Consider the following 14,603-nt stretch of genomic DNA (forward strand, 5'->3'; position numbering starts at 1 on the left):
TTTTATTGCTTTTTATTTTTCAACCACTCCCCGCGAGTAAACGTTTCATCAAACCCTTCTCCAACAACCCGTATAAAATCCTTTGATGAGCCTTGACCAAAATATCTTGAAGCCGCCCGCTTGGCCACTTCTAAGGTCGCACCTGCTTGTTTAGTAACATCTAAGATAATTCCAGTACCTTGTCCCGTTGATTTAGTTATCACTTTCGCCAAAGCGCTGGACAGATCATCAACGCCAGTCTTTTTTATATCTGATATTTCCTTAAGATCCATCCATTTCCCGTTTACAATAAAATCAGAAGTCCTTAAACCGTCTTTCGAACGTTCAGCAAGAATGATAACATTATTACCTTCATCCAATAATTTTTGCGCCCACTTACCTTCTCCATTTTCAAACTTTGCCCCCTTTTCCATCAAAAAGTGTACAATCTTTCCTCTGCTCGTTTTCAACGCCCAGTTTAAAGTTTCCGCTACTTCATCTCCTGCACCTGGAAAATCAACATGTGTGCCAGGATCAGGATTTAATAAATTAAAAGTAAAACCAGCCGCAGAACTAATTATCAATTGATTCGATGGAACTGATAACCATGTTGCTCCTGTAACCAAAGAATACAAGCTGGCCCCGGTTAAAAACGCAAATGAAGCACCAGCAACCATTGCTCCTCCTACTGCGGCAGCTCCAATCTTGTTTCCTCTTGAATAGTATGCAGCAGCTTCCTTTTTACTCATCCCCTGCATATTCCTACGGATGATTTGCTGAGGATATACATATTCAGTAAATTCTAGGCCATCTAAATCTATACCATCAATCGGTCTATTACTTGCAAACTGATACGGAGTTAATTCCGGATATTTCGCAGTTATTGGATCAACACTTAAGAACTTCCCTATCCTCGGATCATACACCCGCATCCCATAATCCTGCTGGTTCCCCACTCCCTTCACCTCATTATCATTCTCCTTACCATTAAATCCGAATCTATAGCTATTAGACAGCTTCCACGCCCTTCCCGCCAACTGCATCCCAATGGTGCATAATCAAAGAACTCCCATAAATATATCCTTTTTTCTTTCATCTGTTTTTTCATTTGAAAGAAAAAAATATACGCGGGTCATCGGGTAGGTTACCGTCCTGGTAGATAGATGATGTGTTACTGCTGCTGATGGTATATTCTACCGATGGCCATAGAACTACCGTCCAGCCTATATTCTGTCGCTGATCACATCATCTGTCTGCCAGGACGGAAGCAAGAGAGTACAACAGTTGATCAAGGTACTGACGCTGGTGTTCGCGCAGTCGTATTCTCCCCACCATCCCACGATTAGAGGCGATAACCCTAACGCATACACTATTGCAATAACCGTTTATCAGCAGCCTCACTGCCGTCCCCACCGCCATTTCCCACCTGGCCGCTGCGGCGGCAGCCAGAGCGCAGGCCCTGTAGCGCAGCGGAAGGGCCCAGCGAGGGCGAGCTGCAGCAGGCCGCGCCTTCGTCCTCTATCTCGCCGGGAGCGCCAGCGGACAGCAAATCAAAAATGGAAGGCCAGGTGGGACGGCGGGCATTAAAACGACCTCGATTTAAAACAGCCCACAGCCAGACCGGGAGCTGGACGAACAAAGGGCGAAGGGAGCGCAAAAAGCGTGACAGGACGTAGCGCAGCCCTGTAGCGCAGCGGAAGGGCAATCGTAGGACTGGCGCGTCTTTTTGCCGACCTAGCCCGCAGTGAGACCGCTTTTCCTCTAACATAAAGTCTTTACAATGATTAAAAGCAGCATTGCATATCAGTAACAACCGCGATTACCGCATCGGATGATACTGTTCTATCGCAGCTTTCAGCGTTTCAACCCCGCTTTGTTTATACCGCTCCGTACTCGATGGATATTTATGGCCCGCGAACTGCTGAACCACACTTATATCATGGCCATGAGCCAGTAAGTTAGCTATTACGCTGCCACGTATAGCCTGCGCCGTTACGGATCGTTCAGGATAAGTATTTTTATAACTCCTGATTACGTGCTTTACTATATCATCAGCGCTCATAGGCTTTGATCTGTGGCCGATCAGCAGCACATCACTATCAGCTCCCTTTAATAACCGCGGGCGTATCTCCCGCAGCCAGGTGTATAACAACAGGATCTGACCCGGTTTTAACGATAAAGTACGGCTGTTGGTAGTCGGAGTAGATTTTATGTAGATGCTACCCGCTTCCAGATTAATATCTGTAACGCTTATTGCGGCCATTTCCTGCGGCTTTAATCCCTATAGACCAATAGCCCCATTAATACCCGGTTACGGTAATATAACACCTGATAACGCTCTTTACGATCCAATAACCTTTCCAGCTCTTCCCCCGTAAAAAGATCCTGTAACTGAACGTCACGGCTACGCTGATCACGCAACAGGATAGAACGCGCAGGATGATCATTGCGGCTGCCGATACAACATAAATAATCATAGTACACCTTAATACTGCACAGGATGCGGTTTAACGTAGCAGCATTATTATAACGCTCCCGTAAAACACCTAGGTAACTAATCAGATCCGCATAACTGCCATAGGCGCGGCTGTATAGCTACTTAAAAAGATAGATATTTCACGATGATAACTTTCCGCCGTAGCGGGTGTGTAGCGGCCTTCAAGATACTCATATAGTGTCATAAAACTTGTAATTGATAGGATCCGGGCCGCGGTGGATTCAAGGCATTTATGACCTAAAAAGTCACGTACATACTCCATGCTCATACCGCTTTGCAAAAGATGCGTAGCTATACTATGCCGCAGGTAATGAGGGCTGATATGCTTACGCATACCCGCTTTGCGCAGTAAGGATTTAAGCAGGGCTACATAACTATCTCCCCGCATAGCCCTACACTTACTGTTAAGCTTAAACGCTGTACCGGTATATCTGGCCGTGCCTCGCTCCTGTAATACATACTGCTCCAAACTATCCGCTACCTTGCCTGTTAACGGGATCACGCGGCGCCTGGTGCCTTTCCCTGATCTTACATACAATAACCGGTGCCTGAACTGAACATCTGGTAAACGTAGCCACACGGCCTCACTGCGCCGAACAGTTTCGCAAAAAATTAAGAGCGGCCAGAGAAGCCAAAGGCTTCTCCCAGGCAGAGTTGGCAAGACAAATAACCTCTCATCACTCTATTATCGGTAAGTATGAACGCGATGAAGTGAAGCCGACTATCGACGTCATAAAAAAACTTGCTGATGTCCTGGAGACAACCGTTGGATATTTATTGGGCGAGTCAGAAGATCGGGAACTTTTAAAAGATCCCTCTATGCTTAAACGGTTGAATGATATTTCTAAATTCCCTGACCAGGATAAAAAATGTATCCTCTATGCTCTTGATGCTATGATCAATAATGTAAAGTTCAAAGCTATTCAATAATTAAGTGATAGCAGCCATTAGGTTGCTCGCACTTAAAAAATCAAGGATCAAGTAATTCTTAATCCTTGATTTAACTAAATTCATTTTTACAAAACCAAATCTTTATTCTGAACTGCATAATATTCTATCTTGTCTATATTTTGATTCATTACAGTATTTAACTCCGATCCGCAAAATGGACAATAACTTATTGCTTGTTGCAAAACGGTTAACCGCCCCTCTTTCAATTCGATATCTTGATTACGTCCTTGTAAAAATACAGTATAACTATTATCCTCATACTTCTTAGGCACTGCTGAAAAACCTTTTTTCCCAGCAGCAGAGAACCAAGTACTTAGCTGAGAACAACAAAAATTAAGCATAATCATCTTTATTTTATCATGTATTTATTTAAATCATCTGCTACCTTCGGGTCAAATCGTATCTCTTCATTTCTTACTCCAGTAACATAATCGTAATCTTGCCAAGTACTCGCTAATCCTCTTCTTGTCCAGTCATTATACACATTTTTAGGTATCTTAAACTCATATAAAGTACCTTCTCTAATTGAATTTACTGCTGCACGATCTGTTCCTGTAGACAACAAACGCGTAGTTGATACTTTCCCTCCACTTAAATTTCCCTTATGATAAACAGTCTGATACTCTTCAAAATCAAAATTAGCCCATTTATCCTCAGAAGCTTTTGCTCCTGTCTTTGTTGCTGCTTTATTGCCACCTTGAGCAGCAGTAATTTGCTTATTAACAGAAGTTGTTGGGGTATTAGCCCTACGAACCGCCCAAGCAACAGTAAAGCCATCTTGAAATAAACTAACGATCTCCTTTTCGTGCTCTGCTTCTCTCTGCATTGCAACTTGTGCCGTAGTTTGTTTACTTCCCAAAGACTGATCTAATTCGGCCTCTGTTTTACCACTAAACTGCTCCATAGCATTAGCCGTAACAGATCCAACACCTAATCTCTTCATCCATCCGGGAGCTTCATCTCCAAAATAATACTCATTCCCCTTATAATTCCAATAAGGATGCTCACCAAAGAGAGTCCATTCTTCCTTAGTCAAAGTAACCTGACTCTTTCCTGTTTTCTCGTTAAATGAGATGAGATAATATTTATTCTCTTCTCCATCTAAGTCTATTGCCTGTATTGGAGTATTATTAGCATATTGATATGGCGTTAATTCAGGGTAAGACTTCATTAGTGGATCAACGCTTAGGAACTTTCCTATTCGTGGATCGTAGGCACGCATTCCGTAGTCGATCTGATTCCCCTCCCCCTTCACTTCATTATCATTCTCCTTCCCATTAAACCCATTCAGCTATACCCTCGAACCTTCCCCTGCCCGACTTACAGCACCATCAAAGAACTTTCATAAATATATTATTTTTTCTTTCATCTGATTTTTCAGTTGAAAAAAAATAATTAATCATACCTGGTATTCAGTTGTTTTTTTCATTTGAAAGAAAAAAAATAATAACACGCGGGGTAAAACAAAACAACCGACTACAGGATAAAAGGATGGGTTACTATCGCTTAATCATTATTCTGTCGCTTAATCGAGGGGGTAACGTCTAAACCTATATTCTACCGCTTAATCCCATCCTTTTATACTTATAAATAAAATTGGGGCTCACATTATGATGCAAGCCCCATGATAATTTTCTTCAACAATTATTATTAGTAAAGCCCAGGCGGTAAATTGCCACAATGCTTCCTTATAATTTTAAGCCAGCTTGAATCGTATCTCAACTCTACTGCACTATCCAAGGATGGAGATAAATCCATTAATTTTCCAGTTTCCAGATCAAAGTTTAATATCCCCATTAATGTACTATCGTTGCCGTGAGTATGATAAATCCGAATACCTAATGCCGAGTCGCCTGGTTCACTAACGTGTATTCTATAATCAGACAGGTGCAAGTTAGTATCCGGGCGGTAGTTACTTGTCTGAAACATTCGATTTAATACCTCATCACAATCCATAACACTTGATTGTTTTTCTGTGACATCTGACCTTCTGGTAACGGTGTCCGTCTGGTTAGACGCAACGATTATACTATCACCTGTAACAAGCGCTTCTTTTCCTTTAGGTGCCTGATTACATGCCCAAACACCAAAGCAAAAAAATAAAAAATAACATTTATTCATTAGAGATTTATTTAGTCTTAACACTCACTTTATCTTCAAGCGCCTTCATTAATGAATCAACAACTTTGGAACTATTCTTCTCAATTGTTCTTCTATAATTCTCCTGTTCGGGTGCTGAAAGTGCCCCCCAACGTGCCCAATTACCATTATATCGTTGGATATATTCAACCTTATACATCATTGCTCCTTCAACTGATGGGAAAATAATAAAAGGTTTAGGAGCATTTGTAACCTGTTTATTGCCGCCATGTCCACTCATGCCAGGCCCCTCAAACAAGGGATTAAGTCCTAAAGGTGTATACTCAGGATGTCGCTTATAAAGGTCTTTACCTGCCCAACCATAATAAGGAGGCTCGTCTTCATGCCCTTTCAATGCCTCCATTCCTCCTGTACCTGTAGCACGATATTGTGCTGACGTAAAAACTCCGTGTCCATATTTTTTCGGGTTCGCAGATGTCGTCTCTGACACGTACATTTTTTCTACAATTCTAGCCATATCAGGTCCATAAAGGCTCAAAACCTGTTGTAATCCTGCTACTCCATCACTATAGTCAAACTTCCCAGGTAAATGACCAGTGGCTGCAATTTCCTGTTTAATAATAGGAGATGGAGGAAGGGCTCGATAAGCAACATTTCCTTGTGCATCAGTTGTCCGATATTTATGGATTTCGATTACAGCCTTAGTTGGAATCCAAAATACATTTGATACCTGATATAGTACAGGAGTATTTGACTTAGCATAAAAAGAGGTAACAACCTTAACTTCCTCACCATCTAAATCAATGCCTTGTATTGGTGTATTACTTGCGAACTGGTATGGTGTTAATTCAGGATACGATTTCGTTAATGGATCTACGCTTAGGAACTTCCCTACCCTCGGATCATACACCCGCATCCCATAATCCTGCTGGTTCCCCACTCCCTTCACCTCATTATCATTCTCCTTACCATTAAATCCGAACCTATACCCGCCCCCTGCATTCCAACTCCTGCCAACCTGCATCATACCAAAAGGTGTATAATCTGTCATGTTATACACTGTAGCCGGCTGGTCGGATATAGCTGCCAAAACGTTGCCTAAATGGTTGGTAAGCTCATAACGGGTACGGTTACTTTGATTCCAGAGCACTTTTGCATCACCGGGAGTACCGCTCACCTGCATTTCAGGTAACCACATCCCCAAACGACTGCTTCCATAAAGGTGTTGTTCCTTCCAGAAAACCTGGGCGCCACTATTATTTCCATAAACTCCAAGTGTATTGCCTTGCGGATCCCTTACATACCAGGTTTTAACTGCCGCTTGCCCGGATTTGGTATATTCCTTATAAATGCGGTTGCCGGCAGCGTCGTACTTATATAACAAAGAACTTCCATCAGTAAAGTTAATATTTTTAATCTTTCCATATACTGTCCAACCAATATTTGAAATATTAGCTTTAGTGTCTTTGATTAAATTACCGATTTTATCGTATTGATAGTTATCAACCGGCATGTTATCAATATCAACGGAGTAGTTGTTGTCTGGTACATTGTCGGTGATATGCCGCAATGTATTGGCAGTTAAGTTACCGTTTGCATCTCTCGGATAAATGTATTTCAATTCATCCATCCTGATGTTTGTACTGGCTATCCCTTTTCTTTCGTATGCGAGGATATTGCCGTTTGCATCGTACCTGATCTCTTCCCGGTAATCCTCTGTCCGGGAAGTTGCGTCCCAACTGCTTGCACCCGCCGCCGGCTTGTGCTGGTACATTCTTACCAGCCTGTTTAACTGGTCATAACGATAGCTGTACCCTACCGGGTTGCCGCTGTTAAACTGGGTCATTGCCATGGTAGTTCTGCTGGTATTACCATTGTACAGGTTCTGTCCAGTTACGTCGGCTACATTATTTACATACTTCAATCCCAACGCCGTTGCGGTAGTTCCGCCAATTGGCTTAAAATCGCCGGTATAATAATCAAGCGAGAAGGCCGCCTGGTCTTTAGCGAAGGTGCTTCTGGCACCGCCGCTCATCGCATCTTGCCCCATATCGTTGGCCGGAGTTAAACCGGTTCCATTGACAGCCTTCAGCCAGCCTTGCAAGGTATAGGCGTAATCGATACCTTGCACAGCGTTTCTTCCTATTTCTGTGCGGGCAAGCGGACCATGCTTATAGTAAATATAGTACGCATCCTTGGTGCCCTGGTTAGTTGCTCCTCTCGGAGGTACCGTCCAGTTATCGCCATTATGGGTTACCCCGCTAAGAGCAGCGACTATCCTGTTTTCTGCGTCATATTCATAATTGTAAAAGAACTGGTCCGGCTTTCCAAACTGATAACGCAAGGCATCTACCTTTCCTCCAACTAAATCATACTTATAATCCAGGCGCTTCATGTCGGTATCCGCCCATCCGTAGAGTTTCTGCCATAAGGTTTTAACGTTACCCAATAAATCATAACTGTAATAAGTTGCCTGTTCATCAGTTCCTGCAACCTGCTGGAAAATGCTGGCTGCTACCCGTTTCCGCAGGTTCTCCTGCGGATAGGAGGCCGGTGATAACACCGGTGCATCATATACCGTTTTTGTGATCTGGCTGTTAGTGCCGCTGGCCACAAATAATTGTACAGAGTCGGCAGGCACAAAGTGCGGAACAGAAATATTAAGCGCATTCGCTTTCTCTCCTACTTCGACTATTCTTCCCTGGCCATCATATTTTGTATAGCTGAACACATTGCTGCCTAACATCTGGTTTGCATTCCGGCTGGCAAACAACCGGCCGAGCTGATCGTACCAGAAATAGCTGCTATTGGCATCAGGAGATGACTGCTGTACAACAGCGCCCAACGAGTTATAAGCATAATCTGTTGTTAGCCTGTGTTTTGGATAAATAGAGGTAGTCTGTACTTCTACTGTTCCTCCATCAGGCAACGTAGTTGGCGAACCTGCCAATGGTACATTCATCCTTCCCCAGGTGAGCGTATCTCTTAACAACCCTGTTGCATAAGCTGCCGCAAGTCCCATACAGTTTTCTTTTGCATTAGCGGCTATTTCAGCGGCAGTCATTAAGCGTTTATACATGCGGATCTGCTTCAGGTACGCAAGGTTCTGGGTGTAGGACGCATTGCCCGTGGCGGCAGATGTTATTTCCCATCCGCATCCGAGAGCAGGGGCATTGGATACAACCGGGCAAGCCACTCCATTGACATATACACTGATTGCTCCGCTGCTATCCAGGTCTGGTCCCTGTAGCACAATATGTGTCCAGACATCCAACGGCGCTACTGCGCTAATATTAACATCTACCTGGTTTGAGGCGGTAATATCCACCCCACCGGGATTTACCGGATTAAGTTTGTAGATATCTGCATGCAAATAAGTACCGTCCATACAAACATTCAGATAGGCTTTGTTGCCGGCATTGGCAGCTACCTGCATCGCCCCGCCGTCGGGATTGTATACCCAGAATTCAATGGACTGGTTCGTGCCTGTCAGGGCAGTACCTAACTTGTTTAATGTCGTATCTACATTAGTATTGACCAATGGCCCATTATAGGAACAGTTGGTGTAAACTGCCCTTCTGGCCTGATCCACCTGGTCCAGCAAGGCCTGATCTTCAATAATATCTACTCCTTCCGGCGGTACTGTTCTTAAAAGGTTGCCTGCCTGGTCGTAATAGTATAAAGTATAATGATAGATCTGCTGGGAGGTATTTAATGTAACCTTATTTTTAGCTCCACTGCAGATATTTACATATTGTTTCCTGAAGTCAGTTTTAACTGAGTCGATATATTGAAGATACAGGCGTCTGCCTCCCTGAACAGCGCCATCTATCAGGTTATACATGCAAGTATAAGGGTCTGTTTTTTCAACAGAATAAACAGGACTATTGCATAATAAAGCGCCGGGCGTTGACTGCAATAACCTGCGATAGTTATCATAATCGGTAAAGCCTAATGTAAAGCCCCATCGCTGGTTCAGGTAATTTGTATATACTGCTTCGTAGTTTGCCTTGGTGCTGTCGAGCGTATTATTCAGATCCGTCTTCAGGTTGGCACGGGCCGCCCAGAATTCGGCAGCGGTAATGCATCCCTTTGCTTTCCCGTCTAAAAATACAGGCAGTGTTACTTCCCTGTCTACCAGGTATTTACAGTTATTGCAACCCTTCATTAAGGCGTCCAGCTCTGCTGAGCTAAGCTTCATAGCACTACCGTACTTACTAACCAGGTAATTGAAGAAGGTAGATGTTGGAGCGTTGGCCTGCTGTTCTGTTTTCAGGTCGCTCAACCGCTTGCAGATATCAGGGGATGTCCGGATGATCTGTTTGGTCATCAATTGCTGCTCCACGTTCGCCGCAGTTGGCGCATCGGTGAGCCATGGATTGCAATCCTGTGTAAAAGTAGTCAGATAACGTTTCAGTACCTGTTGGAACGAACTGTCGCCGTCACTGTTCTTTTTGCCGCCCAGTGTGGAGCTTGAGCCAAGCATATGGTACTCGTCCGATCCCAGCATACATATCTCGGCCAGTTTAGTCCGTATTGTTGCTTTTTGTGTAGCAGTGGCGCAGGTCAGCTTATTAACGATCTGGTCAATATATACATCACAGGATGTCCTGAATTGTTTATTAATGGAGTCTTTACCAGGAAGCAGGTAGTAGTTTGAATCGACGGGTAATGTTTCGGAATAGTTGATAGATCCTATCCTGCTTACCTTGTTTTTATAATTTGGTGAACAGTTTGGTCCTATATCTGGTGTCCCTTCACACTCCAAACTTAGTATTTCAAATGAGCGGTATTCTTCTGGGAAATAGATATCAAGACGTTCGGTACCGGGATAATAATAGAATGTCCGAATAGTCGTTTCGCCTCTCGATTGCATTCCTTCCACCTTACCAACAATTCGCAATCCCGGCGCCAAGGGAGCAGTACCTATATATCTTAAATGAACAATATTATAGTTAAGATCATAAGGATCAACGGTCAATTCAAAAGGATATCCGTTGGAACCGACAAAATCAGAGCAAACCAGGTAATTTCCTGGCGACGGTGTCGGGTAGGTTATTGTGCCAGAAGCGGACCTGATTCCTCCTACTATACACTTTCCCTTACAATACGTGGTACTTTCGTTCATTACCAACTGATAGTACTTCTGCTTCAGTTCCAGGTAATAGCCGGCATACATTTGCCACTGCAAGTCCGGCACCCTGCAATTTGCATCAGGCGTACAACTATTCCAACGGGTTAGAAAATCAGCTTTGCTGCCAGTATTTGTGGTTCCCGACGAATCATTGCAATATAACTGATAGTCGATATACTGACTCAGGTTCTTGACGTTGTATCTTGAGTCATTAACCCCCATTATGTTTTTAGAGAAATTAGACAGGTCCGTTTTAAAGGCATCTGCATATGCTGCTCCCTTTCCTCCTGTTGCGAAAAAAGGATCTGCCGCAAACAACCACAACGCGTTGGTAGTACTATAAGCCAACCCGGATTGAATCTTAGGAATATCTGCCGCGTTAGTATATATCTCTCCTACCTTCTTATCCCAGATCTTCGACGCACTATTGTCGATACAGAAGTTTAATGCACAAATTTCGGGATGATTATTAAGGAATTTCTCCGCCCACTCCGACTTCCAGTACCGGATTAACTGTTGCAATGTGAAGTTAGAATCGTAAGGAGAGGTAATACTGCCATCCTCCCGCGTTATGATATTTGCTTTATAATCGGGGTCCGACGAACTTTTTACCGGGAATGCAGTACGCCAATTCTGGTAAATCACATTTATATCAGTTTCCAACGGCTGACCGGTTGAATCGAACAGCGCATACTGGCCTCCCGGGCTTACATCCTGCAGCATCTCATTTCTGAGCTCATCGCATGGCGATAGGCAGGAAGAACGAACCGCCTGGCAGTTGCTGTACAACGAGTCATAAAGCGCCCCAGCCCAAAGATTGATAGCCGCCAGGTTGGCTACGGTATCTACGCCATTTTTTATGAAACGTATTTTTATGCTCCGCATAAAATCAACCTTCTCCCCAAGCGCTTCCACACAGGTCCGGCATTCAGAAAAACAACCGCTAAAGTTCTCCTTTTTCAACTGATCCAGGATAAACTGGAATTCAGTTCTAAGGTTGGTATTATTTTTTACAAAATCTTCGGTGTAAGCATTGATAACGTCCCGGTTCAATGCCATTTCAAATGTGAAATAATACTCACCGACTTTCTCCAGCTTTATATTGAATGTTGAATCGAAATTCCCGCTAACGTTACAATTGGCCAATGCGCTTCCCCTGCTTAGTCCTTTGAGGTCCAGGATGGTATTATTGCAATCATCCTTTACACTGACAGTCACATTGTAGTAGCAGTTGCTGCAAATAGTCACGCTACCCTGTGAATACTTTTTAACCAATTGTTGCACACTGAATACAAAAGAAGCCGAAGCGTCGGGAACCGAAGCCAGGTAGGTAGTGGTAGCTGTCAACTTCAATGCCTGTGAATCGAATACAAATCTATCCGGCTGCAGCAAAACAATGTTCTTTTTAATGGCGGCTGGCCTGGATTCCAATGGCAAGAGGGAAGTATCCGCACTTCCACCTGCCAAAGCGGTAGCAATTGTTTTACCGGCGCTGTTCTGGTAAGAGATACTGATCTGCCCATTGGGGTCTATCACCATATTTTTCAGATAGTGATCAGCAAATCCCACATCATTTCCAAACAGCCTGTCGAGTTCCCATTGTTCCGGTTTACCATAATAGTTACGGGTAGTATGATTACCTGTAGGCGAAGCAGTAGGTTGAAAAGCAAGTCCCACGCCTCCGGCAACCGCTACGCGCCCTGTATTATCAGGTGTATAGGAAGTAACTGCCAAAGGGTAACCTTCTGCGTCCGGAATGTATTTATTATAACTGGCGGTATTGATAAACGGGTTTCTTCCCGAATAATACCTGGCTGCTCCTGACGTGTTCTTTAGAGAGTCAGGGACGCCTATGCAAGCTCCTGTAGTGCCTTTGAAAACATTGCTGTAATTATATGCCTGGTTGGCTGTATTAATATTAAACTTTGGATAGAAAGTCAAAAGGTTGTTGTCTGTTGGCGCAGGTAAAATACTGGCTACAGGCCGGCCAAACTGGTCATAGATATTTTCCTGTACCACCGCCACCTGCTCTGTATTATTAACTGTTACCATTTGCCTGTTACGCAAGGTTCCGTCGAAATAATTCACTATTTCCTTCTTTTTACCTTCTTCCGCATACGTAGCGTTATATTGCCAGTTTAGTCCCGGCTGATGCCAGGTATTGGGCAATATCACCACTCCGGGAACTTCCGTTCCTCCCTGGTTGATCTTGTAACTCCAGGGGCCTTCCACCCTCGTGTCTCCACTTTCGTCAACCGTCCGCATACGGAGCAACAGGTACTTTTGGTTATGGACCAGTGTAATCGTGTAGGTATTTTGCGATAAACTAACCCTGGTAGCATTGTTCCTGAACATCTTTGCCAGGACCGTTGCAGAGGTACCGGCGCCTGACTGGTTCAGAATCGCCCCGTTGGCAGATTCTTCATCAACAAATGTCCATTCCAGGTCCACCTTCTGGCTACCGGCAGTGGTCCATGTTACCGTAACCGCATTGGCGGTTGGCGTAATGGCTGCCAATGAAACGAAACCGCCACTGGGTTTAGGGCCTTCATCTTCAACAAATGATACAAAAGGAACTATGGTTTGATCTCCGGCAGGCAAATAATCCCTGTTTACAATAATACCCGCTTGCAGCACAAATATGTCGGGCAGCTCTTCCAACTCCTGGCTACTGATATCATTGATCGTAACTTTTACTTTATAGGCGTTGTTAAAATCGTATTGGGCTATTTGCTGGAAATTTGCTCCAAAGGCCGTATCATAATTCACCTCCAGGTTAACGTGTTCCAGGGTGATGGGTAACTGCTGGTCTGGCTGGCTCCAATACTCGATCTTTAAGTCTGCCTTGCACCTGAACGGCTTGTTCACGCTTAAGGCTTTTTGGGTATTGATGCTGAAATAAATTGTATTCAATACGCTGTTATTTCGTATCTGGTTCCAGTTATAAGATGAATTTTCAAATTTTTCATCTTTGATGAACAAACTATCTCCCTTCTTCAGCTTCCCTTCGAGCTTTTGCATATAAGGCTCGGTCGCTGCAAAAGTATACATGCCAGACAAACAGGTACAGATCAGCAACAACAGTATTTTGGTTACTTTTCCAAGGTTCTTAAACAATGCCATAGTCATAGGTATCAATTGGCGTTAACATTTAGGTAATTGATCAGTTCATATCCGGCATAGGCGGCGGAAGGCTGAATGCGGTTACCTTGCAGGTTCACATAAGTTTGCGCCTTAAGCAGGTTTACAGGAAGCTTCTTCTCCTCCCATTGATCAATTGTCACTTTTATCATTTTATCCTTTGCTGTATTTAGCGGATCATTCAGGTCGGTCAACCTCATGGAAAAAGCGGACAGCCTGTTATTCTTTACTTCAAAGTTGTATTCCTTGCAGTAGACATGCTCAGGACAAAGAAAACGGATAGATGTTCCATTATCATTGTCGTCATATTCCATCTTATAGCTATCGTTCTGAAATAAGGCAATCAGGCTATCGGCCGGTACCAGGAAAGGTGAAACAATTGTTTTGGGTTGGTTGACCAAAATCTTCCTGGCATTATTGCTTATAGCCAGGTACATATCTTTTAATGCAACCATTTCGGATTCGTCTGTCTGGTAATACAGTTCATCAAACTTCCTGCAATATTTGAAGGTTGTATTCAGGTTCTGTGAACTGTCTGAAGGATCGATGCACGTCATCTTTCCAGCCATAAAAATCTCTTTACACGAATCAATATGCGAGTAAATAGCCATCAGTTCTTTAAATTTCGCCTTCTGCCCGGGAGTGTAGGTGATCTTCTCTTCCGGGGGTAAGGCTGCATCTTCATCAGCAGGCCTGGCTGCAAACTTGATCCATTTTGGTGCTGCAGCAAACGTAATTACAACGCCAATCAATAATATTATGGTAATTACCAGCTTATATGACCAGGTAATTTTTTTCATA

At 43.7% G+C, this 14,603-nt stretch carries 9 protein-coding genes and 1 pseudogene; 1 reads left to right on the forward strand and 9 read right to left on the reverse strand.

Annotation, left to right across the window (positions count from 1 at the left end; translation table 11 throughout):
* Positions 1-2: 2 nt before the first annotated feature.
* From BLV62_RS08005 to BLV62_RS08020, 4 genes and pseudogenes are all read right to left on the reverse strand, one after another.
* Entirely contained in the window at positions 3-1,022 is a 1,020-nt protein-coding gene (locus BLV62_RS08005; RefSeq protein WP_089760425.1) for an RHS repeat-associated core domain-containing protein, read from the reverse strand.
* A gap of 776 nt (positions 1,023-1,798) precedes the next feature.
* Positions 1,799-2,248: pseudogene (locus tag BLV62_RS08015) on the reverse strand (tyrosine-type recombinase/integrase); the annotation flags it as partial.
* Between the two features lie 31 nt (positions 2,249-2,279).
* A complete protein-coding gene (locus BLV62_RS28280; protein ID WP_168927772.1) occupies positions 2,280-2,456 on the reverse strand; it encodes a hypothetical protein in 177 nt (58 codons plus the stop codon).
* An 81-nt stretch (positions 2,457-2,537) separates the two neighbouring features.
* Positions 2,538-3,137: a tyrosine-type recombinase/integrase gene (locus BLV62_RS08020; protein ID WP_089760432.1), complete on the reverse strand. Its 600-nt coding sequence runs from the start codon at positions 3,135-3,137 to the stop codon at positions 2,538-2,540.
* On the opposite strand from BLV62_RS08020, the gene BLV62_RS08025 reads away from it, so the two are divergent.
* Positions 3,038-3,406, forward strand: coding sequence for a helix-turn-helix domain-containing protein (locus BLV62_RS08025; protein ID WP_089760434.1), 369 nt, complete (start codon positions 3,038-3,040; stop codon positions 3,404-3,406). The genes BLV62_RS08020 and BLV62_RS08025 overlap by 100 nt on opposite strands.
* 86 nt (positions 3,407-3,492) lie before the next feature.
* Here the strand turns inward: BLV62_RS08025 and BLV62_RS08030 are convergent, their stop codons facing one another.
* From BLV62_RS08030 to BLV62_RS08045, 5 genes are all read right to left on the reverse strand, one after another.
* Positions 3,493-3,768, reverse strand: a complete 276-nt coding sequence (locus BLV62_RS08030; RefSeq protein ID WP_139170015.1) for a hypothetical protein — start codon at positions 3,766-3,768, stop codon at positions 3,493-3,495.
* Between the two features lie 8 nt (positions 3,769-3,776).
* The gene (locus BLV62_RS08035) at positions 3,777-4,718 is read right to left on the reverse strand and encodes an RHS repeat-associated core domain-containing protein (RefSeq protein ID WP_089760438.1); all 942 of its coding nucleotides are present in this window, start codon (positions 4,716-4,718) and stop codon (positions 3,777-3,779) included.
* A gap of 359 nt (positions 4,719-5,077) precedes the next feature.
* A complete protein-coding gene (locus BLV62_RS28075) occupies positions 5,078-5,548 on the reverse strand; it encodes a hypothetical protein (protein WP_139170016.1) in 471 nt (156 codons plus the stop codon).
* Between the two features lie 7 nt (positions 5,549-5,555).
* On the reverse strand, positions 5,556-13,790 hold the full coding sequence (locus BLV62_RS08040; RefSeq protein ID WP_089760440.1) for an RHS repeat-associated core domain-containing protein: 8,235 nt from the start codon (positions 13,788-13,790) through the stop codon (positions 5,556-5,558).
* Between the two features lie 5 nt (positions 13,791-13,795).
* Positions 13,796-14,602 (reverse strand): hypothetical protein, encoded by an 807-nt coding sequence (locus tag BLV62_RS08045; RefSeq protein ID WP_089760442.1) that lies wholly within the window; start codon positions 14,600-14,602, stop codon positions 13,796-13,798.
* Position 14,603 lies beyond the last annotated feature (1 nt).

This window comes from Chitinophaga terrae (ex Kim and Jung 2007) (assembly GCF_900107795.1).
GTDB lineage: Bacteria > Bacteroidota > Bacteroidia > Chitinophagales > Chitinophagaceae > Chitinophaga > Chitinophaga terrae.

Excerpts from the sequence above, each read along its gene's own strand:
- BLV62_RS08005 (WP_089760425.1), bottom strand. The coding sequence starts at position 1,022 with ATGCAGTTGGCGGGAAGGGCGTGGAAGCTGTCTAATAGCTATAGATTC.
- BLV62_RS28280 (WP_168927772.1), bottom strand. The coding sequence starts at position 2,456 with ATGATTATTTATGTTGTATCGGCAGCCGCAATGATCATCCTGCGCGTT.
- BLV62_RS08030 (WP_139170015.1), bottom strand. The coding sequence starts at position 3,768 with ATGCTTAATTTTTGTTGTTCTCAGCTAAGTACTTGGTTCTCTGCTGCT.
- BLV62_RS28075 (WP_139170016.1), bottom strand. The coding sequence starts at position 5,548 with ATGAATAAATGTTATTTTTTATTTTTTTGCTTTGGTGTTTGGGCATGT.
- BLV62_RS08040 (WP_089760440.1), bottom strand. The coding sequence starts at position 13,790 with ATGACTATGGCATTGTTTAAGAACCTTGGAAAAGTAACCAAAATACTG.
- BLV62_RS08045 (WP_089760442.1), bottom strand. The coding sequence starts at position 14,602 with ATGAAAAAAATTACCTGGTCATATAAGCTGGTAATTACCATAATATTA.